This is a genomic window from Massilia rhizosphaerae (assembly GCF_016093545.1).
In the GTDB taxonomy this organism is placed as follows: Bacteria; Pseudomonadota; Gammaproteobacteria; order Burkholderiales; family Burkholderiaceae_D; genus Telluria; species Telluria rhizosphaerae.
This window is the reverse complement of sequence record NZ_JADKYX010000003.1, coordinates 118,218-136,515: the sequence shown is the minus strand read 5'-3', so window position 1 is coordinate 136,515 and position 18,298 is coordinate 118,218. Positions and strand designations below refer to the sequence as shown.

At 64.6% G+C, this 18,298-nt stretch carries 17 protein-coding genes; 7 read left to right on the top strand and 10 right to left on the bottom strand.

Going from position 1 to position 18,298, the window contains the following annotated elements; translation table 11 throughout:
* Window positions 1–48: 48 nt before the first annotated feature.
* Together ISF28_RS06250 and ISF28_RS06245 are read left to right on the top strand one after the other, a co-directional pair.
* On the top strand, window positions 49–591 hold the full coding sequence (locus tag ISF28_RS06250) for an SRPBCC family protein (RefSeq protein ID WP_198116300.1): 543 nt from the start codon (window positions 49–51) through the stop codon (window positions 589–591).
* Window positions 592–758: 167 nt separating this feature from the next.
* Window positions 759–1,271 carry a hemerythrin domain-containing protein gene (locus ISF28_RS06245; RefSeq protein WP_198116299.1) on the top strand — a complete coding sequence of 171 codons (513 nt, stop codon included), beginning with the start codon at window positions 759–761 and terminating at the stop codon, window positions 1,269–1,271.
* 50 nt (window positions 1,272–1,321) lie between these two features.
* Here ISF28_RS06245 and ISF28_RS06240 read toward each other — a convergent pair whose 3' ends face one another.
* From ISF28_RS06240 to ISF28_RS06225, 4 genes are all read right to left on the bottom strand, one after another.
* A complete protein-coding gene (locus tag ISF28_RS06240; RefSeq protein ID WP_198116298.1) occupies window positions 1,322–3,412 on the bottom strand; it encodes a M13 family metallopeptidase in 2,091 nt (696 codons plus the stop codon).
* 195 nt (window positions 3,413–3,607) lie between these two features.
* Window positions 3,608–4,102, bottom strand: a complete 495-nt coding sequence (locus ISF28_RS06235; protein WP_198116297.1) for an outer membrane beta-barrel protein — start codon at window positions 4,100–4,102, stop codon at window positions 3,608–3,610.
* 215 nt (window positions 4,103–4,317) lie between these two features.
* Window positions 4,318–5,424, bottom strand: a complete 1,107-nt coding sequence (locus tag ISF28_RS06230) for an S-(hydroxymethyl)glutathione dehydrogenase/class III alcohol dehydrogenase (protein WP_198116296.1) — start codon at window positions 5,422–5,424, stop codon at window positions 4,318–4,320.
* Between the two features lie 63 nt (window positions 5,425–5,487).
* A complete protein-coding gene (locus ISF28_RS06225; RefSeq protein WP_198116295.1) occupies window positions 5,488–6,126 on the bottom strand; it encodes an ANTAR domain-containing response regulator in 639 nt (212 codons plus the stop codon).
* Window positions 6,127–6,435: 309 nt separating this feature from the next.
* Here ISF28_RS06225 and ISF28_RS06220 point away from each other — a divergent pair, with 309 nt between their 5' ends.
* From ISF28_RS06220 to ISF28_RS06200, 5 genes are all read left to right on the top strand, one after another.
* Window positions 6,436–8,010, top strand: coding sequence for a S8 family serine peptidase (locus ISF28_RS06220; protein WP_229518911.1), 1,575 nt, complete (start codon window positions 6,436–6,438; stop codon window positions 8,008–8,010).
* A gap of 191 nt (window positions 8,011–8,201) precedes the next feature.
* Entirely contained in the window at window positions 8,202–11,000 is a 2,799-nt protein-coding gene (locus tag ISF28_RS06215; RefSeq protein WP_198116294.1) for a valine--tRNA ligase, read from the top strand.
* Window positions 11,001–11,074: 74 nt separating this feature from the next.
* Complete coding sequence (locus ISF28_RS06210) at window positions 11,075–11,611, top strand: DinB family protein (protein WP_229518910.1); 537 nt, start codon at window positions 11,075–11,077, stop codon at window positions 11,609–11,611.
* Between the two features lie 91 nt (window positions 11,612–11,702).
* Window positions 11,703–12,158, top strand: coding sequence for a DUF2147 domain-containing protein (locus ISF28_RS06205; protein ID WP_198116293.1), 456 nt, complete (start codon window positions 11,703–11,705; stop codon window positions 12,156–12,158).
* 140 nt (window positions 12,159–12,298) lie between these two features.
* Window positions 12,299–12,706, top strand: coding sequence for a hypothetical protein (locus tag ISF28_RS06200; protein ID WP_198116292.1), 408 nt, complete (start codon window positions 12,299–12,301; stop codon window positions 12,704–12,706).
* A 37-nt stretch (window positions 12,707–12,743) separates the two neighbouring features.
* Here the strand turns inward: ISF28_RS06200 and ruvB are convergent, their stop codons facing one another.
* The 6 genes from ruvB to dusB form a co-directional block, all read right to left on the bottom strand.
* Complete coding sequence (gene ruvB, locus ISF28_RS06195) at window positions 12,744–13,811, bottom strand: Holliday junction branch migration DNA helicase RuvB (RefSeq protein ID WP_198116291.1); 1,068 nt, start codon at window positions 13,809–13,811, stop codon at window positions 12,744–12,746.
* A gap of 101 nt (window positions 13,812–13,912) precedes the next feature.
* Window positions 13,913–14,491 (bottom strand): Holliday junction branch migration protein RuvA, encoded by a 579-nt coding sequence (gene ruvA / locus ISF28_RS06190; RefSeq protein ID WP_198116290.1) that lies wholly within the window; start codon window positions 14,489–14,491, stop codon window positions 13,913–13,915.
* Window positions 14,492–14,507: 16 nt separating this feature from the next.
* Window positions 14,508–15,053, bottom strand: coding sequence for a crossover junction endodeoxyribonuclease RuvC (gene ruvC, locus ISF28_RS06185; RefSeq protein ID WP_198116289.1), 546 nt, complete (start codon window positions 15,051–15,053; stop codon window positions 14,508–14,510).
* A gap of 173 nt (window positions 15,054–15,226) precedes the next feature.
* Window positions 15,227–16,813 (bottom strand): bifunctional phosphoribosylaminoimidazolecarboxamide formyltransferase/IMP cyclohydrolase, encoded by a 1,587-nt coding sequence (purH, locus tag ISF28_RS06180; protein WP_198116288.1) that lies wholly within the window; start codon window positions 16,811–16,813, stop codon window positions 15,227–15,229.
* 95 nt (window positions 16,814–16,908) lie between these two features.
* Window positions 16,909–17,142 carry a helix-turn-helix domain-containing protein gene (locus ISF28_RS06175; protein WP_036235444.1) on the bottom strand — a complete coding sequence of 78 codons (234 nt, stop codon included), beginning with the start codon at window positions 17,140–17,142 and terminating at the stop codon, window positions 16,909–16,911.
* Between the two features lie 75 nt (window positions 17,143–17,217).
* Window positions 17,218–18,240, bottom strand: coding sequence for a tRNA dihydrouridine synthase DusB (dusB, locus tag ISF28_RS06170; RefSeq protein ID WP_198116287.1), 1,023 nt, complete (start codon window positions 18,238–18,240; stop codon window positions 17,218–17,220).
* Between the last annotated feature and the right edge of the window lie 58 nt (window positions 18,241–18,298).

Genomic DNA, 18,298 nt, shown 5'->3' with positions numbered 1-18,298 from the left:
TGGTTTTTTGTGTATCGCAACCGAACGCTCTGGGATAAGGAGGGAAAAATGCTGAACCGTGTAGTGACGGTCGCCGCGCTGGCCGTCGGCGGCATGATGCTGTCGAAAAAACTCAAAGGCAATAAATCGGGCATGGACTCGTCGATCGTCGAAACCATCGAGGTCAACGTCCCCGTGCGGTCCGCCTACAACCAGTGGACCCAGTTCGAGGATTTCCCGCAATTCATGGGCAGCGTGCATGAAGTCCGCCAGCTGGACGACAAGCGCCTGCACTGGAAGGCCAACGTGGCCGGCGAGGAAAAGGAATGGGATGCCGAGATCACGGAACAGGTGCCGGACAAGCGCATCGCGTGGCGCAGCACGAGCGGTGTCCCGAACGGCGGCGTGGTGACGTTCCACAAGCTGTCCGACGACGTCACCCGCGTCACGCTGCAGATGGATTACCAGCCGGAAGGCCCGGCCGAGAAGATCGGCGACGCCCTCGGCGCCGTGCGCCTGGAAGCCCGCGGCAACCTGCAGAAGTTCAAGGACATGCTCGAGAAACGCGGCAAGGAAACGGGCGCATGGCGCGGCAGCATCTCCCAGCATTGACGCCATCCGCCGCACGAACGCCGCCCACGGAGGCGGCGTTTTTTTTGAAGCGGACGTTACCGTTGGCCTTGGGTGCGTTGGCGAACATGCCGCACGGATGACGGGGTGTAGGATGAAATCCTGACGGCATATCGGAATATGCCGGACAACCGTTGAGGAGGACTCCCATGGCAACCACAGCCGACCCCGTGAGACCGGGAGCGCATGACGCGTTCCCGGTCGACAATCCAGTCCAGGCCCTGCTGCGCGACCACGACCTGGTCCGCAAGCTCGCCGACAAATACAAGAACACCCAAAGCGCCGACGTCAAGAAGCAGGCGGCAACCCAGCTGATCCAGGCCATCCACATGCATTCGCGCCTCGAGGAAGGCGTGTTTTATCCGGGCGTGCGCCGGGTCGACCCGAACCTGATCGCCCGCTACGAGGAAGACCACCTCGCCGTCGACGACCTGCTGGCCACGCTGCAAGGCATATCGATGGACGAGGCCCGCGCCGAGCCCTTGGTGCGCGAATTGATAGACGCCGTCCTGAGCCACATCCGCCAGGAAGAAACGCAGCTGTTCCCGGAACTCAAGCAGGCGGCACTCGACCTGACGGCGCTCGGCCTGGAGATGCAGGCCTTCGAGGCGAATCTCGTGCACATGCAGGCGCAGCTCAGCGACCGGGCGGCACGGCACTGAACGCGGCCGGCCCAGACGACCGCGCCACCCGGGGGAGCGGCGCTGTGTCATCACCACACGCGGCAGCGCTTCTCCTTCACCATCGGCTGCCCCGCCTTGCACTGGAACGCCTGCTGGAATTGCGGCATGTTCACCATCAGCCCGTTGACGCGGTAGCGGCCCGGCGAGTGCGGGTCCGTCATCGCGTTCACGCGCAGGTTTTCCGGGCGATCGTTTTCGCAGGCCCATTGCGCGTAACCGACAAAGAAGCGCTGTTCCGGCGTCAAGCCGTCGCGCAATGGCTGCGGCTGGGCTTTCTCCGGCATGCTGGCCATCTCCGTCTGCCACGCCATCCAGCCGAGAATCAGGCCGCCCAGGTCGGCGACGTCTTCGCCCAAGGTCAGCTTGCTGTTGATCTTGATGTCGTCGACGACCGTGTATTGCGCGTACTGGTCGACGATGCACTGGGCCCGTTCCTCGAACGCCTTGGCGTCCTTCTTCGTCCACCAGTCCTTGAGGTTGCCGTTGGCGTCGAACTGCCGGCCCTCGTCGTCGAAGGCATGCGTGAGTTCGTGGCCGATGGTGCCGCCCGTGTTGCCGTAGTTGGGCGCGTCGTCCATCTTCGGGTCGAACAGCGGCGGCTGCAGCACGCCGGCCGGGAAGTTGATGTCGTTCATCTGCGGGTCGAAATAGGCGTTCACCGTCGGCGGCGTCATGCCCCATTCCGTGCGGTCCAGCGGCTTGCCGATCTTGGCGAGCTGGCGGCGCGCCTCGAATTCGTTGCCGCGCTCGACGTTGCCGGCGAAGTCGCCCGGCTTGACGACGTAGGCGCTGTAGTCGCGCCACTTGTCCGGGTAGCCGATCTTGTTGACGATGGCGGCCAGCTTCTTTTGCGCCTGCTGCTTCGTTTCCGCGCTCATCCAGTCGAGTTCGTCGATGTCCTTCTTCATCGCGTCTTCGATCTGGCGCGTCATGTGCAACGCTTTCTCCTTCAGCGCGGGCGAGAATGCGCGGCTGACGAATTCCTGGCCCAGCGCCTCGCCCAGTTGGTGGTCGACGAGCGCCACGCAACGCTTCCAGCGCGGTTGCTGCTGCTGCACGCCGCGCAACGTCTTGCTGAAGAAATCGAAGTGTTCGTTGTCGAAATTCGACGCCAGCATCGGCGACAGATTGCGCGCCACCTGCCAGCGCAAATAGGTGCGCGTGGCGTCGACGCCGCTCGTCTTCCACATCTTGCCGAGCGCCTTGAAGAACGCGGGCTCCGTCACGTTGAACGTCGTCAAGCCGCCCTCGCCCAGCGCGTCCAGGTAGGCGTGCCAGTCGAAGCCCGGCGTCAGCGCCTGCAGGCCTTGCGCGTCGACTTTATGAAACAGCTTGTACGGATCGCGCTTGTCGACGGTCGACAGCGATGCCTTGGCGAGCGTCGTTTCCATCTGCATCACGCGCTCGGCGTTGCGCTGTGCTTGCGCGGGCGCGTCGCCCAGCAGCTTGAACGTGTTCGCGATGTGGGTGACGTACTTGGCGCGGATGGCCTTCGACTTGGCGTCCGTCTTCAGGTACGAATCGCGGTCCGGCAGGCCCAGGCCGCCGGCGACGGCGAACGCGATCACGCGCGAGGAATCGGCGAAGTCCTGGCTCGACGAAAAGCCGAAGAACAGGCCCCGGTCGGCCAGCGCCAGTTGCAGGCGCGCGAGCACGCGCGGCAGGTCGCGCATCGAGTGCAAGGTCGCGATCTCGTCGAAGTATGGCGTCAACGGCGCGGCGCCGCGCGCTTCGATCGCTTTCTCGTCCATGCAGGCCCCGAAGTAGTCGCCGATCTTTTGCTGGTTCGCGTTGCGGCCGTCCTGGCGCTTGGCCAGGTCGTCGAGGATGCCCCACAGGTAGCGGCGGTTGTCCAGCGCCAGCTTGCCGTACACCGACCAGCGCGCCTGGTCGGCCGGGATCGGGTTGTTCTTGATCCAGCCGCCGCAGGCATACCGGTAAAAGTCGACGCACGGGTCGGCAGTACGGTCCATCGAATTCACGTCCAGGCCGGGCGTGTACGGGAAGGACGTGGCGGGACGGTCGGCGGCCGGCGCGGCCGCGGCGGGATGCTCCTGGGCCTTGGCCAGGAACGTGGTGCCGGCAAAAGCCAGGAGAATTGCTAGGCGGACTGGGCGCATGCGGGGTTCCGGATTGATAGAATGTCAAAGGTCGATTCGGCATCGTGCCACACACGAATTGGCGCAGCAATAGACACCTGCTATCGCAGCGTCCGCAGCCGAATAGGCTTCGGCATTCCATCAATAAAAACGGCATATATTCCGTTTCCGGAACATATGCCGCCATGATCGCTGCCGGGCACGCCGGCGCACCGATCAGAATTTAACGACGATACCGACGCCGTAATAGGTCGAATCGCTGGACGGCTTCTGCACTTCGGCACGACCGGAAACGGTCGGGGTGAAGTCGTAGTTCAGGCCGACGCCATACAGGCCGCCATTGGTATCGTCGCCGTACGAGAAACCGCCATACGACGCTTTGGCGCGCAGCGAGTTATAGCCGAGGCGGCCGTAGATATCGAATTGCGGGGCCAGCGGAAAGAAGCCGACGACGGAAACGTGCGCTTGCGTGGCGGTCACGTCGGCGCCGCCGATGTTCCAGCTGCCGAGTTGGCGATAGCCCAGCTCGATCGCGACGAAACGGTTGAAGCCGTAGCCCAGGAAGCCGCCGGCGCCGGCTTTGCTGTCCTTGAAGTTGTCGATCTTGGCGGAGCCGACGTCCAGGCCGCCGTAATAGCCGGTCGGTGCGGCCGCGAACGACAAGGATGCCGCCAGTGCCAGGGTGGCGGCGATTGCGAGTTTCTTGAACATAAAAATTTCCGATCTTTGAGGGCTAGAAATTATACAAGAAACAACTTATGCCTTCGGCGCCGACTGTGCCTTTCGTGACGCAATATGAACTTCCTAGAAAATTTTATCTAGGAAGTTTGTTCTAGACTTCTGCGTATTGCGATTCGGAAGACGATAGCGGGATGAGCGACAAGCGGCGCCGCACGGCGCCGCACGGCGCCGCGGAAACGGCGGACTCAGTACACGACGACGGAGCGGATCGACTCGCCCTTCTTCATGAGGTCGAAGCCGTCGTTGATCTGCTCGAGCGTCAGGTGATGCGTGATCAGGTCGTCGATGTTGATCTTGTTTTCCATGTACCAGTCGACGATCTTCGGCACGTCCGTGCGGCCGCGCGCGCCGCCGAACGCGGAACCCTTCCACACGCGGCCCGTGACCAGCTGGAACGGACGCGTCGCAATCTCCTTGCCCGCTTCCGCCACACCGATGATGATGGACTGGCCCCAGCCCTTGTGGCAGCACTCCAGCGCCTGGCGCATCGTCTGCACATTGCCGATGCATTCGAACGAGTAATCCGCGCCGCCGTCCGTCAGCTGGACGATGGTGTCGACGACGTTCTCGACCTCTTTCGGATTGACGAAGTGGGTCATGCCGAACTTGCGCGCCATGTCCTCGCGGCCCGGGTTGATGTCCACGCCGATGATCTTGTCGGCGCCGACCATCTTCGCCGCCTGGATCACGTTCAGGCCGATGCCGCCCAGGCCGAACACGACGACGTTCGCGCCCGCCTCCACCTTCGCCGTGAAGATGACGGCGCCGATGCCGGTCGTCACGCCGCAGCCGATGTAGCAGATCTTGTCGAATGGCGCGTCCGAACGGACTTTCGCCAGCGCGATTTCCGGCACCACGATGTAGTTCGAAAAGGTCGACGTCCCCATGTAGTGATAGATGGGCTTGCCGTCCAGCGAGAAGCGCGACGTCGCATCCGGCATCAGGCCGCGGCCCTGCGTGGCGCGGATGGCCTGGCACAGATTGGTCTTCTGCGACAGGCAGAACTTGCACTGGCGGCATTCCGGCGTGTACAGCGGGATGACGTGGTCATCCTTGCGCAGGCTGGTCACGCCGGGGCCGACGTCGACGACGACGCCCGCGCCCTCATGGCCCAGGATGGCCGGAAAGATGCCTTCCGGGTCGGCGCCGGACAACGTGTACCAGTCCGTATGGCAGATGCCCGTCGCCTTGACTTCGACCAGCACTTCGCCGGCCTTCGGGCCCTCGAGCTCGACCTCTTCGATCGTCAGCGGTTTCCCTGCCTGCCAAGCGATCGCAGCCTTGGTTTTCATGGTGTCTGTCCCCGGAAAATGATGAAAGAAAGTTCGGCATGATACCAAGCCGCGGGCGGCAGCCTACTTCCCTTTCAAGCGCGCCGCGAACGCCCCATGCAGGCTGTTGAGCAATTCCTCGGCAGCGACAAGCTGGTCGGCGACTTCGTTGACCTTGCGCCGGCTCGACCGGGCGTGGTCGCGCAGCACCTCGAACGCCGTGTTGCGGTCGGTCTGGAAGCGCGTCATCAGGAGGCCCACGGCCAGGCTCGTCTCCCTGCCCGCCGCCAGCGCGGCGTTCAGGTTCGCTTCCGTGCGGCGCAGCTGGCGGATCTCGTCCGCGCGCGCGAGCGCGGACTCGAAGGCCGGCAGCAGCCGCGTCGCATCGACCGGCTTGACGACGAAGCCGACGGCGCCGTGGCTGGCCGCCTGGCGGGCCGTTTCGGCATCGTCGACGGACGACAGGAACATGAAGGCGACCGATGTATGGTCCTTGAGGCGGCGCGCCAGGTCGAGGCCGGACATGCCGGGCATGCTGACGTCGAGCAGCGCCAGCGCGATGTCGGCTTCGCGTTCGGCCACGCGCTGCAAGGCTTCCGCAGCCGACGCGGCGGCCAGGGTGTCGTAGCCGGCATGGCCCAGCACGGTCGCCAGGTAGTCGAGCAGGAGAGGATCGTCGTCGACGAGCAGGATCAGGCGGCGGGGCGGAAGGTGCGCGCTCATTGTGATGGTTCTCGCTGCGATGAGGGGGAACGCGCCCGCTGCGGCGCGCCAAAAATATATCACACTGACAAGCAGCCTCGTCAAATAAATTCACAATTTCCGTGATGGCGCAACGCCATTGCGATGCGAGCGCAACACGGGGCGCGCACGATTGAAATGCAATTGCATATGTATAAGTTCCCAAAATAAACTGAACCGCGCTGCCCGATCTGGGCAGCGAGATGGTTCGGTTGTTCGAGGAGCATTTACCACAAGCATGCGGCCCACAAGGCCAGCTGCGAAACGATACCCTAAACGGAGAAGACACCGATGAATCAGAAACACACTCGCGCATCGACGATGATCCCGGCCCTCGGCCTGTGCGTGGCGGCCCTTGCCGTCGCGTTTGCGGGCAGTGCGTCGGCCGCGCCCGGCACCACCCGCGTGATCGTCGCATTCAAGCCGGGAACGGCCGCCAACGTCAAGTCCGCCGTCGCGGCCGCCAGGGGGGCGGTCAAGCTGGACATCTTCAACATGAACGCGATGGCGATCGAAGTGCCGACGGCCGCGCTGGCCGGCCTGCAGCACAATCCGAACGTCGAGTACGTCGAGGAAGACGTCATCCGCAAGCCGTTCGCGCTGACGACGCCCTCCACCGGCGTGCCGTACACGACCGGACAGCTGGTCCCGTACGGGATCAAGCTCGTGCAGGCCGACCAGTTATCGGATGCGAATGCGAGCAACCGCAAGATCTGCATCATCGACTCGGGCGTCGACTTCAGCCATGAAGACCTGAAGGACAACGGCGCCAACGTCACCGGCGAATACGATTCCGGCACCGGCTGGTGGTACACGGACGAGACCCACCACGGCACCCACGTGTTCGGCACCATCGCGGCCGTCGACAACGGCCTCGGCGTCGTCGGCGTGAATCCGAACAAGCAGCTCAAGCTGCACATCGTGAAAGTGTTCGGCCAGGACGGCGCGTGGACCTACTCGTCGACCTTGGCCAACGCGGCCAACAAGTGCGGCGCGGCGGGGGCCAACGTCATCACGATGTCGCTGGGCGGCGGCGCGCGCAGCATCACCGAGCAGCGCGCCTTCGACAGCCTGCAGACCAAGGGCGTGCTGTCGATCGCCGCGGCCGGCAACGACGGCAATTCGAAGACGTCGTACCCGGCCGGCTACGGCAGCGTGATGTCGGTGGCGGCCGTGGACGAGAACAAGGTCGTCGCCTCGTTCTCGCAATACAACAAGGACGTCGAGATCGCGGGACCGGGCGTGTCCGTGCTGTCCACCGTCCCGATGGGCACCGGCGTCGACACGGCGCTGACGGTCGGCTCGACCAACTATGCGTCGTCGGCGATGGACGGCTCGCCCGTCAAGACCGCGACCGCGCCGCTGGCCGACTTCGGCATCGGCGACACGGTCGACACGACCGTCTCCGGCAAGATCTGCCTGATCCAGCGCGGCACGATCGACTTCGCGACCAAGGTCACCAACTGCCAGAACAGCGGCGGCGTAGGCGCCATCGTCTACAACAACGTGGCCGGCAGCTTCAGCGGCACGCTGGGCACGACCGTGACGACGATCCCGTCGCTGACCGCATCCGACACGGACGGCGCCGCGATGAAGACCCAGCTGGGGCAGAGCGCGACGGTGACCGTGAAGGCGTCGAACTACGCCTACTTCGACGGCACGTCGATGGCGACGCCGCACGTGTCGGCCGTCGCCGCGCTGGTGTGGAGCTACTTCCCGAGCTGCACGGGCGCCCAGATCCGCACGTCGCTGGACAACAGCGCGCTCGACCTGGGCGCGGCCGGCCGCGACACCAGGTACGGCTACGGTCTCGTGCAGGCCAAGGCGGCATACGATCGCATCAGGGCGCTGGGCTGCGGCAAGTAATCCACGGCCGCTCGTACGGCAAAGGGCGCTGCCGCGCCCTTTTTCGTTAACGGCCGCGTCACGGGTAGGGTGGACGGCTCGCCGTCCACGCGTTCAACCGGCGCATGAACGCGTGGACGGGAAACCCGTCCACCCTACACGCCGTCATCTATAATGATCGTTTTCGCAAATCACGCCATCACAGCCACATCATGGAATTAGCCAAGTCTTTCGAGCCAGCCGACATCGAACAATTCTGGCGCACGGAATGGGAACAGCGCGGTTACTTCGCCGCCTCCATGGACGACGGGAAGCCGTCGTTCAGCATCCAGCTGCCGCCGCCGAACGTGACGGGCACCCTGCACATGGGGCACGCCTTCAACCAGACCGTCATGGATGGCCTGACCCGCTACTACCGCATGCGTGGCTTTAACACGGCGTGGATCCCGGGCACCGACCACGCCGGCATCGCCACGCAGATCGTCGTGGAGCGCCAGCTCGACGCGCAAAAAGTCTCGCGCCACGACCTGGGCCGCGCAGCCTTCGTCGAGAAGGTGTGGGAGTGGAAGGAAAAATCGGGCAGCACGATCACGGGCCAGATGCGGCGCCTGGGCGCCTCCGCCGACTGGGCGCGCGAATACTTCACGATGGACGAGCCGCGCTCGAAAACCGTCACCGAAGTCTTCGTGCGCCTGTTCGAACAAGGCCTGATCTATCGCGGCAAGCGCCTCGTCAACTGGGACCCGGTGCTGGGCACGGCCGTCTCCGACCTCGAAGTCGATTCGCAGGAAGAAGACGGTTCGATGTGGTACATCCGCTATCCGCTGGCGGACGGCAGCGGCCACCTGACGGTCGCGACGACGCGTCCGGAAACGATGCTGGGCGACGTCGCCGTCGCCGTCGACCCGACCGACGAACGCTATGCGCACCTGCACGGCAAGATGCTCACGCTGCCCCTGGTCGGCCGCGAGATCCCCGTCATCGCCGACACCTACGTCGACAAAGCGTTCGGCACCGGCTGCGTGAAGATCACGCCGGCGCACGATTTCAACGACTACGCCGTCGGCCAGCGCCACAACCTCGCCATGCCGAGCATCATGACGTTAGAGGCGAAAATCGTCGACGACGCGCCGGAAGCCTACCGCGGCCTCGATCGCTTCGTCGCGCGCAAGAAGATCGTCGCCGACCTGGAAGCGCAAGGCCTGCTGGAACAGGTGAAACCGCACAAGCTGATGGTGCCGCGCGGCGACCGCACGGGCGTCATCATCGAGCCGATGCTGACCGACCAGTGGTTCGTCGCGATGAGCAAGCCGGCGCCGGAAGGCACGCACAATCCGGGCAAATCGATCACCGAAGTGGCGCTCGACAAAGTCGCGAGCGGCGAGATCAAGTTCGTCCCGGAGAACTGGACGACCACGTACAACCAGTGGCTGAACAACATCCAGGACTGGTGCATCTCGCGTCAGCTGTGGTGGGGCCACCGCATCCCGGCCTGGTACGGTCCGAACGGCGAAGTCGTCGTCGCCCGCAACGAGGAAGACGCGCAGCAGAAGGCCAAGGCGGCCGGCGTCAACGGCGAACTGAAACGCGACGACGACGTGCTCGACACGTGGTTCTCGTCCGCGCTCGTCCCGTTCTCGACGGTCGGCTGGCCGGAACAGACGAAGGACATGGACCTGTTCCTGCCCTCTTCCGTGCTCGTCACCGGCTTCGACATCATCTTCTTCTGGGTCGCGCGCATGGTCATGATGACGGCGCACTTCACCGGCAAGGTCCCGTTCAAGACCGTGTACGTGCACGGCCTCGTGCGCGATTCGACGGGCCAGAAGATGTCCAAGTCGAAGGGCAACACGCTCGACCCGATCGACCTGATCGACGGCATCAGCATCGACGCGCTCGTCGCCAAGCGCACCACGGGCCTGATGGACCCGCGCAGCGCGCCGAAGATCGAGAAAGCGACGCGCAAGGAATTCCCGGACGGGATCCCGGCGTTCGGCACGGACGCCGTGCGCTTCACGATGGCGAGCTACGCCTCGCTGGGCCGCAACATCAACTTCGACCTGGGCCGCTGCGAAGGCTACCGCAACTTCTGCAACAAGCTGTGGAACGCCACCCGCTTCGTGCTGATGAACACGGAAGGCAAGGACTGCGGCAAGCCGGGCGCCGCCGATTACTCGCCAGCCGACCGCTGGATCATCTCGCGCCTGAACCGCGTCGAACTGGACGTGGCGAAGGGCTTCGAAGACTACCGCTTCGACAACATCGCGAACAGCATCTACAGCTTCGTGTGGGACGAGTACTGCGACTGGTACCTGGAGCTGGCCAAGGTGCAGGTCCAGCAAGGCACGGAAGCGCAGCAACGCGCCACCCGCCACACGCTGCTGCGCGTGCTGGAAGTCGTGCTGCGTCTCGCGCATCCGATCATCCCGTTCGTCACGGAAGCGTTGTGGCAGGCCGTCGCGCCGCTGGCGGGTAAAACGGGCGACACGATCATGCTGCAGCCCTACCCGATCGCCGACGAGTCGCTGATCGACCCGGACGCGGAAGCCTGGATGGAGCAGTTCAAGAAGGTCACCGACGCCACCCGCAACCTGCGCGGCGAAATGAAGCTGGCGCCGTCCGTGCGCGTGCCGCTGATCGTCGAGCCGGCGAACGACGCAGACCGCGCTGCCGCCGCCGGCTTCGCACCGTACGTCGCGCTGCTGGCCAAGCTGTCGGAAGTGCAGATCGTCGACGCGCTGCCGGATTCGCCGGCCGCCGTCGCCATCGTCGGCACGACGAAGCTGATGCTGAAGGTGGAGATCGACGTCGCCGCCGAACGCGAACGCCTGAAAAAGGAGATCGCGCGCATCGAAGGCGAGATCGGCAAGGCTACGGCCAAGCTGTCCAGCGAAAGCTTCGTCGCCCGCGCACCGGCGGCCGTCGTCGCCCAGGAACGCGAGCGCCTGGAAAACTTCAGCGCCACCCTGTCCAAGCTGAACGAGCAGTTCGCCAAGCTGCCGCCGGCCTGATGCCGCGCGCACTGCCCTGCGCACCCTGAACGACGCGCCGGTTCACACCGGCGCGTTTTTTTATCGGAGCCCGAATGACCATGACTTCCCACTTTGCCCATCTGGCCGCCTACAACCAATGGATGAACCGCAAGTTGTACGACGCGGCCGCCACCTTGCCGGCGGACCGGCTGCACGAAGACCGCGGCGCGTTCTTCGGTTCCGTGTTCGGGACGCTCGTCCACATCGTGATCGCGGACCTCATCTGGTTCAAGCGCATCGGTGCCAACCGGCCCGGCTTCACGTCGCTGCGCTGCCTGGACGACTTGCCGCGGCCGACGTCGCTGGACCAGTACCTGTGCGCCACCCTGGACGAGCTGCAGGCGATGCGCGCGAAGCTGGACGCGGCCATCATCGCCTTCGCCGCCGAAGTCCGGCCGGCGCAGCTGGAAGAGCCGTTCAGCTGGACGTCGATCAAGGGCGTCGCCAGCACGAAACTGCTGGGCGACGTCCTGCTGCACGTGTTCAACCACCAGACGCACCACCGGGGCCAGGCCACGACCTTGTTCTCGCAACTGGGCGTCGACGTCGGGCCGACGGATATCCTGCTGTTGCTGCCGGACGTGGCGTGACGCGGCCACAGGGATGCCGACGTTTACCGCACGACCGTGCAGTTTGCTACACTGGGAGAACACGACACCGATAATCCAATAAGGAGACACTATGCGCCCCCTGATCCGCGCCGCCGCCCTCGCGGCCTTCGCCACCGCCCTCGCCACCCCGCTTGCCTGGGCCCAGGACGCCTCGCCGGTCGGCTTGTGGAAGACCATCGACGACGCTTCCGGCAAGCCGACCGCCTTGATCCGCATCACGGAGAACCAGGGCGAACTGCAGGGCAAGATCGAAAAACTGTTCCGCACTCCCGACCAGGACCAGAATCCGAAATGCACCTCGTGCCGGGATGCGCGCAAGGACCAGCCGATCATCGGCATGACGATCCTCTCCGGGCTCAGGAAGGACGGCGACGAGTACACGGGCGGCGAGATCCTCGACCCCAAGAACGGCAAGGTTTACAAGAGCAAACTGAGCGTCCACGAAGGCGGCCGGAAGATCGAAGTACGGGGCTATGTCGGCGTGCCGATGTTCGGCCGCTCGCAAGTCTGGCTACGCCAGGAATAGGACAATTGTAAAGACAACGTTTGCGTATTGTGCGCGCCAGATCCGGTGGCGCTATGCTAATCTGGTGAATAGTTCATTCACCGGACATGGCGCTGCATGACTTATCGATCCGCAATCCAGAACCGCTTGGAGGTATGCGCATGATTTTCCTGCGGTTCCTGTCTTTCCTGATCGCCATCGCCATCCCGATGGTGCCTGCGCTGGTCCTGTCCGACATCAGCACCCGGGGCCTGCCCGGCTGGCCCGTACTGGGCGGCCTGTTCGGCATCGGCTTGATCTCGGGAAGCTTCCTGTACATCGCCCTGCTGGCATCCCGCATGCGCCGGTCGATCCCATTGCGCGCGCTGGGCGGCCTCCTGCTGATGCTGCCGATGGCGCTCAGCCTCGCCATCCTGTGGACGCGTCACCAGGAAGAGATGTTGTGGTGCGGCGGCCTGCTGCTCGCGGCCTCCGTGCTGATGTTCATCGGCTTCGTCTTCCCCGCCATCCCCGACCGCCGCCAGCGCCCCATGCGCAAGCGCGACCGCTCCGAGCCGGCGCTGTCCTGAACGGCGCATTACGCCGTCGTTTTTTTCACGACAAACGTCATGCCGGGGGCAGGTTGTCCCACAGATCGCCGGTCGGGCTGATGCGCGGCGCGGCGATGCCGAAATGCCTGTAGGCCTGCGGCGTCGCGATGCGGCCGCGCGGCGTGCGCTGCAGATAGCCCTGCTGGATCAGGAACGGTTCCAGCACGTCCTCGATGGTGTCCGCCGCTTCGCCGATGGCGGCGGCCAGGTTGCCGATGCCGACCGGCCCGCCGGCGAACTTGAACAGCACCGCTTCCAGGAGCTTCCTGTCCATCACGTCGAAGCCGACCGTGTCCACGTCCAGCATGCGCAGCGCCCGGTCCGCCATGTCCTGAGTGATCTCGCCGTTGCCCTTCACTTCCGCGTAATCGCGCACGCGGCGCAGCAGGCGGTTGGCGATGCGGGGCGTGCCGCGCGCGCGCCGGGCGACTTCGCGCGCGCCCGCCTCGTCGATCGGCGCTTCCAGCAGCGCGGCGCTGCGCGCGACGATCTTCGTCAGTTCCTCGACGTTGTAGAACTCCAGCCGGGCGACGATGCCGAAGCGGTCGCGCAGCGGATTCGTCAGCATGCCCGCGCGCGTGGTGGCGCCGACGAGCGTGAACGGCTGCAGGTCGAGCTTCACGGACCGCGCGGCCGGGCCTTCGCCGATCATGATGTCGATCTGGTAGTCTTCCAGCGCCGGGTACAGGATCTCCTCGACCACCGGCGACAGACGGTGGATCTCGTCGATGAACAGGACGTCGTTCGCTTCCAGGTTCGTCAGCAGCGCGGCCAGGTCGCCGGGGCGCTCCAGCACGGGGCCGGACGTCTGGCGCAGGTTGACGCCCATCTCGCGCGCGATGATGTGCGCGAGCGTCGTCTTGCCCAGGCCCGGCGGGCCGAACAGCAGCGTATGGTCGAGCGCTTCGCGGCGCTTTCTGGCCGCGTGAATGAAGATTTCGAGCTGGTCGCGGATCTTTTCCTGGCCGACGTATTCGTCCAGATGCTTGGGACGCAGCGCGCGCTCGATCGCCTCCTCGTTGGGCGAGGCCGGCGCGGCGTCGATAATGCGCTGTTCGGTGAAATTGTCGGTCTGGATGCTCATAACGTTAACTGATGAATCGGTGGGCACGGGGTGCCCACCCTACGGCCGATTATTGCGTAGGGTGGGCACCCCGTGCCCACCACTGCGTCCAGCCACGAAAATCATGCCTTCGAGAGCGCCTTCAACGCGAACTTGATGCCGTCGGACACATTGGTCCCGGCCGGCATATTCTTGATCGCGACGAGGGCTTCCTTGTCAGAATACCCCAAAGCCAGCAGCGCATTGAGCACGTCTGCCTGCGCATCGTCGCGCGGGGCGCCGGCCACGGCGCCGATGTCGGCCCCCAGTTTGCCCTTCAGTTCCAGCAGCAGGCGCTCGGCCGTCTTCTTGCCGATGCCCGGCACCTTGATCAGGCGGCCGCTTTCCTGCAAGGTCACGGCCTGGGCGAGATCGGCCACCGTCATGCCGGACAGGATCGCCAGCGCCGTGCGCGCGCCGACGCCGGTGATCTTGATCAGCTGGCGGAACACGGCCCGCTCGTTGGCCGACCCGAAGCCGAACAGCAGGTGCGCATCCTCGCGCACGACGTAGTGCGTGAACAGGGTGACGCGCTCGCCCGTGTGCGGCAGGTTGTAGAACGTGCTCATCGGCACGTCGACCTCATAGCCGACACCTTGGCAATCGACGAGCACTTGCGGCGGGTTCTTTTCCAGCAGGACTCCGGAGAGACGACCGATCATGGTGACCTTTCAGTAATTAGACGAGGCGGCCGCGCTTCATGTGCAGCGTCGGCTTCTTCGGATTGCCAGGTGCGAGCCCGCCCATCAATGCCAGCGCATCATGGCTGTTGGCGTGGCAGATGGCAATGCCGAGCGCATCGGCCGCGTCCGTGCCCGGCAGGCCCGGCAGCTTGAGGAGGCGCGCGACCATGTCCTGGACCTGCGCCTTGACGGCCTTGCCGGTGCCGACGACGGCCTGTTTCACTTGCGTGGGCGTGTACTCCGCCACCTCGAGGTCGGCGCCGACGAGGGCCGTAATCGCGGCGCCGCGCGCCTGGCCCAGCAGCAGCGTGGATTGCGGATTGACGTTGACGAAGACTTTTTCGATGGCCGCGCAGGCCGGCTGGTAGGTGGCGATAATTTCGCTCACGCCGGCCAGGATCACTTTCAGGCGCGGCGGCAACGCACCTTCGCTGCCCGTCTTGATGGTGCCGGACGCGATGTAGCGCAGCCGGTTGCCTTGTTTTTCGATGACGCCGAACCCTGTCGTGCGCAGGCCGGGGTCGATGCCGAGAATAATCATTATCGAATGTTATACCGGCGAGGGTGTTTCGTGGGAAAAATACTGTGCAAAAACACAGGTCAATGCCAAAACCGCCACGCCGGTGGTCGGCATGCATACGGTGGGCACGGGGTGCCCACCCTACGAACTGTCGCTGGCCGTAGGGTGGGCGCCCCGCGCCCACCAATCGCAAATCAATGACGGAAGTGACGCGTCCCAGTATAGAGCATGACCACACCACGCTCATCCGCCGCGTCGATCACTTCCTGGTCGCGCATCGAACCGCCCGGGTGGATGACGCACGTCGCGCCCGCGTCGACGACGACGTCGAGACCGTCGCGGAACGGGAAGAACGCATCCGACGCCACGGCCGAGCCCACCAGCGACAGGCCGGCGTTCTGCGCCTTGATCGACGCGATGCGCGCGGAATCGATGCGGCTCATCTGGCCGGCGCCTACGCCGAGGGTCATGCCGTCGGCGCAGAACACGATCGCGTTCGACTTGACGAACTTGGCGACGCGCCAGGCGAACATCAGGTCCTGCAGCTGCTGCGGGGTCGGCTGCTTCTTGGTGACGACACGCAGGTCGCCAATGCCCACGTTCTTGGCGTCCGGCGACTGCACCAGCAGGCCGCCGCCCACGCGCTTCACGTCGTAGACGTTCATGCCGTCGCCGAGGGCGATTTCCAGCACGCGCACGTTCTGCTTGGCGGACATGATCTGCAGCGCTTCCGCGGTGAACGCCGGGGCGATCAGGACTTCCACGAACAGCTTGGAGATGGCTTCCGCCGCCGGGCCATCGACCGGGACGTTGAAGGCGATGATGCCGCCGAAGGCCGACGTCGGGTCCGTCTTGAGGGCGCGCTGGTAAGCGTCCAGGGCGTCGGCGCCGATGGCCACGCCGCACGGGTTGGCGTGCTTGATGATCACGCAGCCGGCCGGCAGGCTGAAGCCGCCCATCGACTTGACGCATTCCCACGCGGCGTCCGCGTCGGCGATGTTGTTGTACGACAGTTCCTTGCCCTGCAGCTGGCGGTAGTTGGCCAGGCTGCCGGCGGCCGGCACGAGGTCGCGGTAGAACGCGGCCGTCTGGTGCGGGTTTTCGCCGTAGCGCATGTCCTGGACTTTTTCGAAGTGCAGGTTCAGCGTCTGCGGGTAGGCGGCGCGGTTCGCGTGGTCCTTGTCCGGGCCCAGGCTCGTCAGGTAGTTCGTGATGGCCGCGTCGTATTGCGCCGTGTGGGCGAAGACTTTCTTGGCCAGGCGGAACTTGGTTTCATAGCCGACGCTGCCGGCCGTCTCACCCGTGCCCTTCATCTCGGCCAGCACCGGACCGTAGTCGGCCGGGTCGACGATGACGACGACGTCGCGATGGTTCTTGGCGGCCGAGCGCAGCATGGTCGGGCCGCCGATATCGATGTTCTCGATCGCGTCTTCCAGCGAGCATTGCTCTTTGGCCACGGTCGCCTGGAACGGATACAGGTTGACCACCACCATGTCGATCTCCGGGATGCCGTGCTCTTCCAGCTTGGCAACGTGCTCCGGGAAGTCGCGGCGGGCCAGGATGCCGCCGTGGACCTTGGGATGCAGCGTCTTGACGCGGCCATCGAGCATTTCCGGGAAGCCGGTGTAGTCGGCGACTTCGGTCACCGGCACGCCGTTGTCTTGCAGCAGTTTGGCGGTGCCGCCGGTGGACAGGATGTTCACGCCGAGGGCGGACAGCGCACGGGCGAAATCGAGGACGCCGGTCTTGTCGGAAACGGAGATGAGTGCTTGTTTGATCATGGGAGTGGCCTGTTGAAAAAAAATCTGGACGGGCTCGCGCACGCCGGACAAAGGGCCGACGCACGCCTGCACGCCCCGGCCCCTCCGCCGGCGGCTTACAGCAGCCCGTGCTCCTGCAACTTCTTGCGCAATGTATTGCGATTAATGCCCAGCATCTGGGCCGCATGCGACTGATTGCCTTCCGCCCGCGTCATCACCACCTGCAGGATCGGCTTTTCGACGGTCAGGAGCATCATGTCGTAGATATTCGTCGGTTTCTGCTCGCCCAGGTCGTTGAAATAGTCTTCGAGGCTTTTCTGAACGACTTCCTGGATACTTTCTTTACTCATGTTGCTGCTTCATCCTGGTTGAATGCTGCTTGTGGCAGCGTTTGTCTCCGACGCTCTTGTTATTTTGACTATTTTTTAGGCGGCAATCGCAGTATCTGCATGTGCGGGCCGGTATTGTAACCGCTCGCCGTACCGGTGTTGCGATTTAAAAAACGCATCGACAGCCGCCAATTGTTCGGCCGTCGATTCCAGACGGTTCATGCGCTGGCGGAATTCTTCGCCGCCGGGCAAGTCCTCGACATACCAGCCGATATGCTTGCGCGCCGTGCGCACGCCCAGGTATTCGCCGTAGAAGGCGTAGTGGGCGGGCAGGTGTTCGTTCATCAGTGCGCGCACCTCGTCCACGAGCGGCGGCGGCAGGTAGGCGCCCGTGCGCAGGAAGTAATCGATTTCGCGACAGATCCAGGGACGACCCTGGGCGGCGCGGCCGATCATGACGGCATCCGCGCCCGTATGGTCGAGCACGAACTTCGCCTTGTCCGGCGTCGTGATGTCGCCGTTGGCCACGACGGGAATCTTCACCGCGGCCTTGACGGCGGCGATGGTGTCGTACTCGGCGTCCCCCTTGTAGCCGTCGGCGCGGGTGCGGCCGTGCAGGGTCAGCATGGCGATGCCGGCGGCCTCGGCCATCCGGGCGATGGTCAGCGCGTTCTTGTTCTGGCGATCCCAGCCGGTGCGGAATTTCAGGGTGACGGGCACGTCGACGGCGTTCACGACGGCCTCCAGGATGCGCTGCACGAGGTCTTCGTGCTGCAGCAGCGCGGAGCCGCACCAGTTGTTGCACACCTTCTTGACGGGGCACCCCATGTTGATGTCGATGATCTGGGCGCCGCGCTCGACGTTGAACTTCGCGCATTCGGCCAGGTCGTGCGGGTCGGCGCCGGCGATCTGCACGGCTTTCGGCTCCATCTCGCCTTCGTGGTCCGTGCGGCGCGACGATTTTTCGCTGGCCCACAGGCGCGGGTTCGACGCCGCCATCTCGGACACCGCATAGCCCGCGCCCAGCTTCTTGCACAGTTGGCGGAACGGACGGTCGGTCACCCCGGCCATCGGGGCGACGAAGACATTGTTACGCAGCGTATAGGGACCAATTTGCACGGCAGAAAATCACGGGAAGCGACGGGAACTCGCTATTTTACCCGAAGCGCTGCTCAAT

Coding starts and splice junctions, on each gene's coding strand:
- ISF28_RS06235 (WP_198116297.1), bottom strand. CDS start 4,102: ATGTTCAAGAAACTCGCAATCGCCGCCACCCTGGCACTGGCGGCATCC.
- purH (WP_198116288.1), bottom strand. CDS start 16,813: ATGATCAAACAAGCACTCATCTCCGTTTCCGACAAGACCGGCGTCCTC.
- ISF28_RS06225 (WP_198116295.1), bottom strand. CDS start 6,126: ATGAGCGCGCACCTTCCGCCCCGCCGCCTGATCCTGCTCGTCGACGAC.
- ISF28_RS06200 (WP_198116292.1), top strand. CDS start 12,299: ATGATTTTCCTGCGGTTCCTGTCTTTCCTGATCGCCATCGCCATCCCG.
- ruvC (WP_198116289.1), bottom strand. CDS start 15,053: ATGATTATTCTCGGCATCGACCCCGGCCTGCGCACGACAGGGTTCGGC.
- ISF28_RS06245 (WP_198116299.1), top strand. CDS start 759: ATGGCAACCACAGCCGACCCCGTGAGACCGGGAGCGCATGACGCGTTC.
- ruvA (WP_198116290.1), bottom strand. CDS start 14,491: ATGATCGGTCGTCTCTCCGGAGTCCTGCTGGAAAAGAACCCGCCGCAA.
- ISF28_RS06220 (WP_229518911.1), top strand. CDS start 6,436: ATGAATCAGAAACACACTCGCGCATCGACGATGATCCCGGCCCTCGGC.
- ISF28_RS06205 (WP_198116293.1), top strand. CDS start 11,703: ATGCGCCCCCTGATCCGCGCCGCCGCCCTCGCGGCCTTCGCCACCGCC.
- ISF28_RS06240 (WP_198116298.1), bottom strand. CDS start 3,412: ATGCGCCCAGTCCGCCTAGCAATTCTCCTGGCTTTTGCCGGCACCACG.
- ISF28_RS06210 (WP_229518910.1), top strand. CDS start 11,075: ATGACCATGACTTCCCACTTTGCCCATCTGGCCGCCTACAACCAATGG.
- ruvB (WP_198116291.1), bottom strand. CDS start 13,811: ATGAGCATCCAGACCGACAATTTCACCGAACAGCGCATTATCGACGCC.
- ISF28_RS06215 (WP_198116294.1), top strand. CDS start 8,202: ATGGAATTAGCCAAGTCTTTCGAGCCAGCCGACATCGAACAATTCTGG.
- ISF28_RS06230 (WP_198116296.1), bottom strand. CDS start 5,424: ATGAAAACCAAGGCTGCGATCGCTTGGCAGGCAGGGAAACCGCTGACG.
- ISF28_RS06175 (WP_036235444.1), bottom strand. CDS start 17,142: ATGAGTAAAGAAAGTATCCAGGAAGTCGTTCAGAAAAGCCTCGAAGAC.
- ISF28_RS06250 (WP_198116300.1), top strand. CDS start 49: ATGCTGAACCGTGTAGTGACGGTCGCCGCGCTGGCCGTCGGCGGCATG.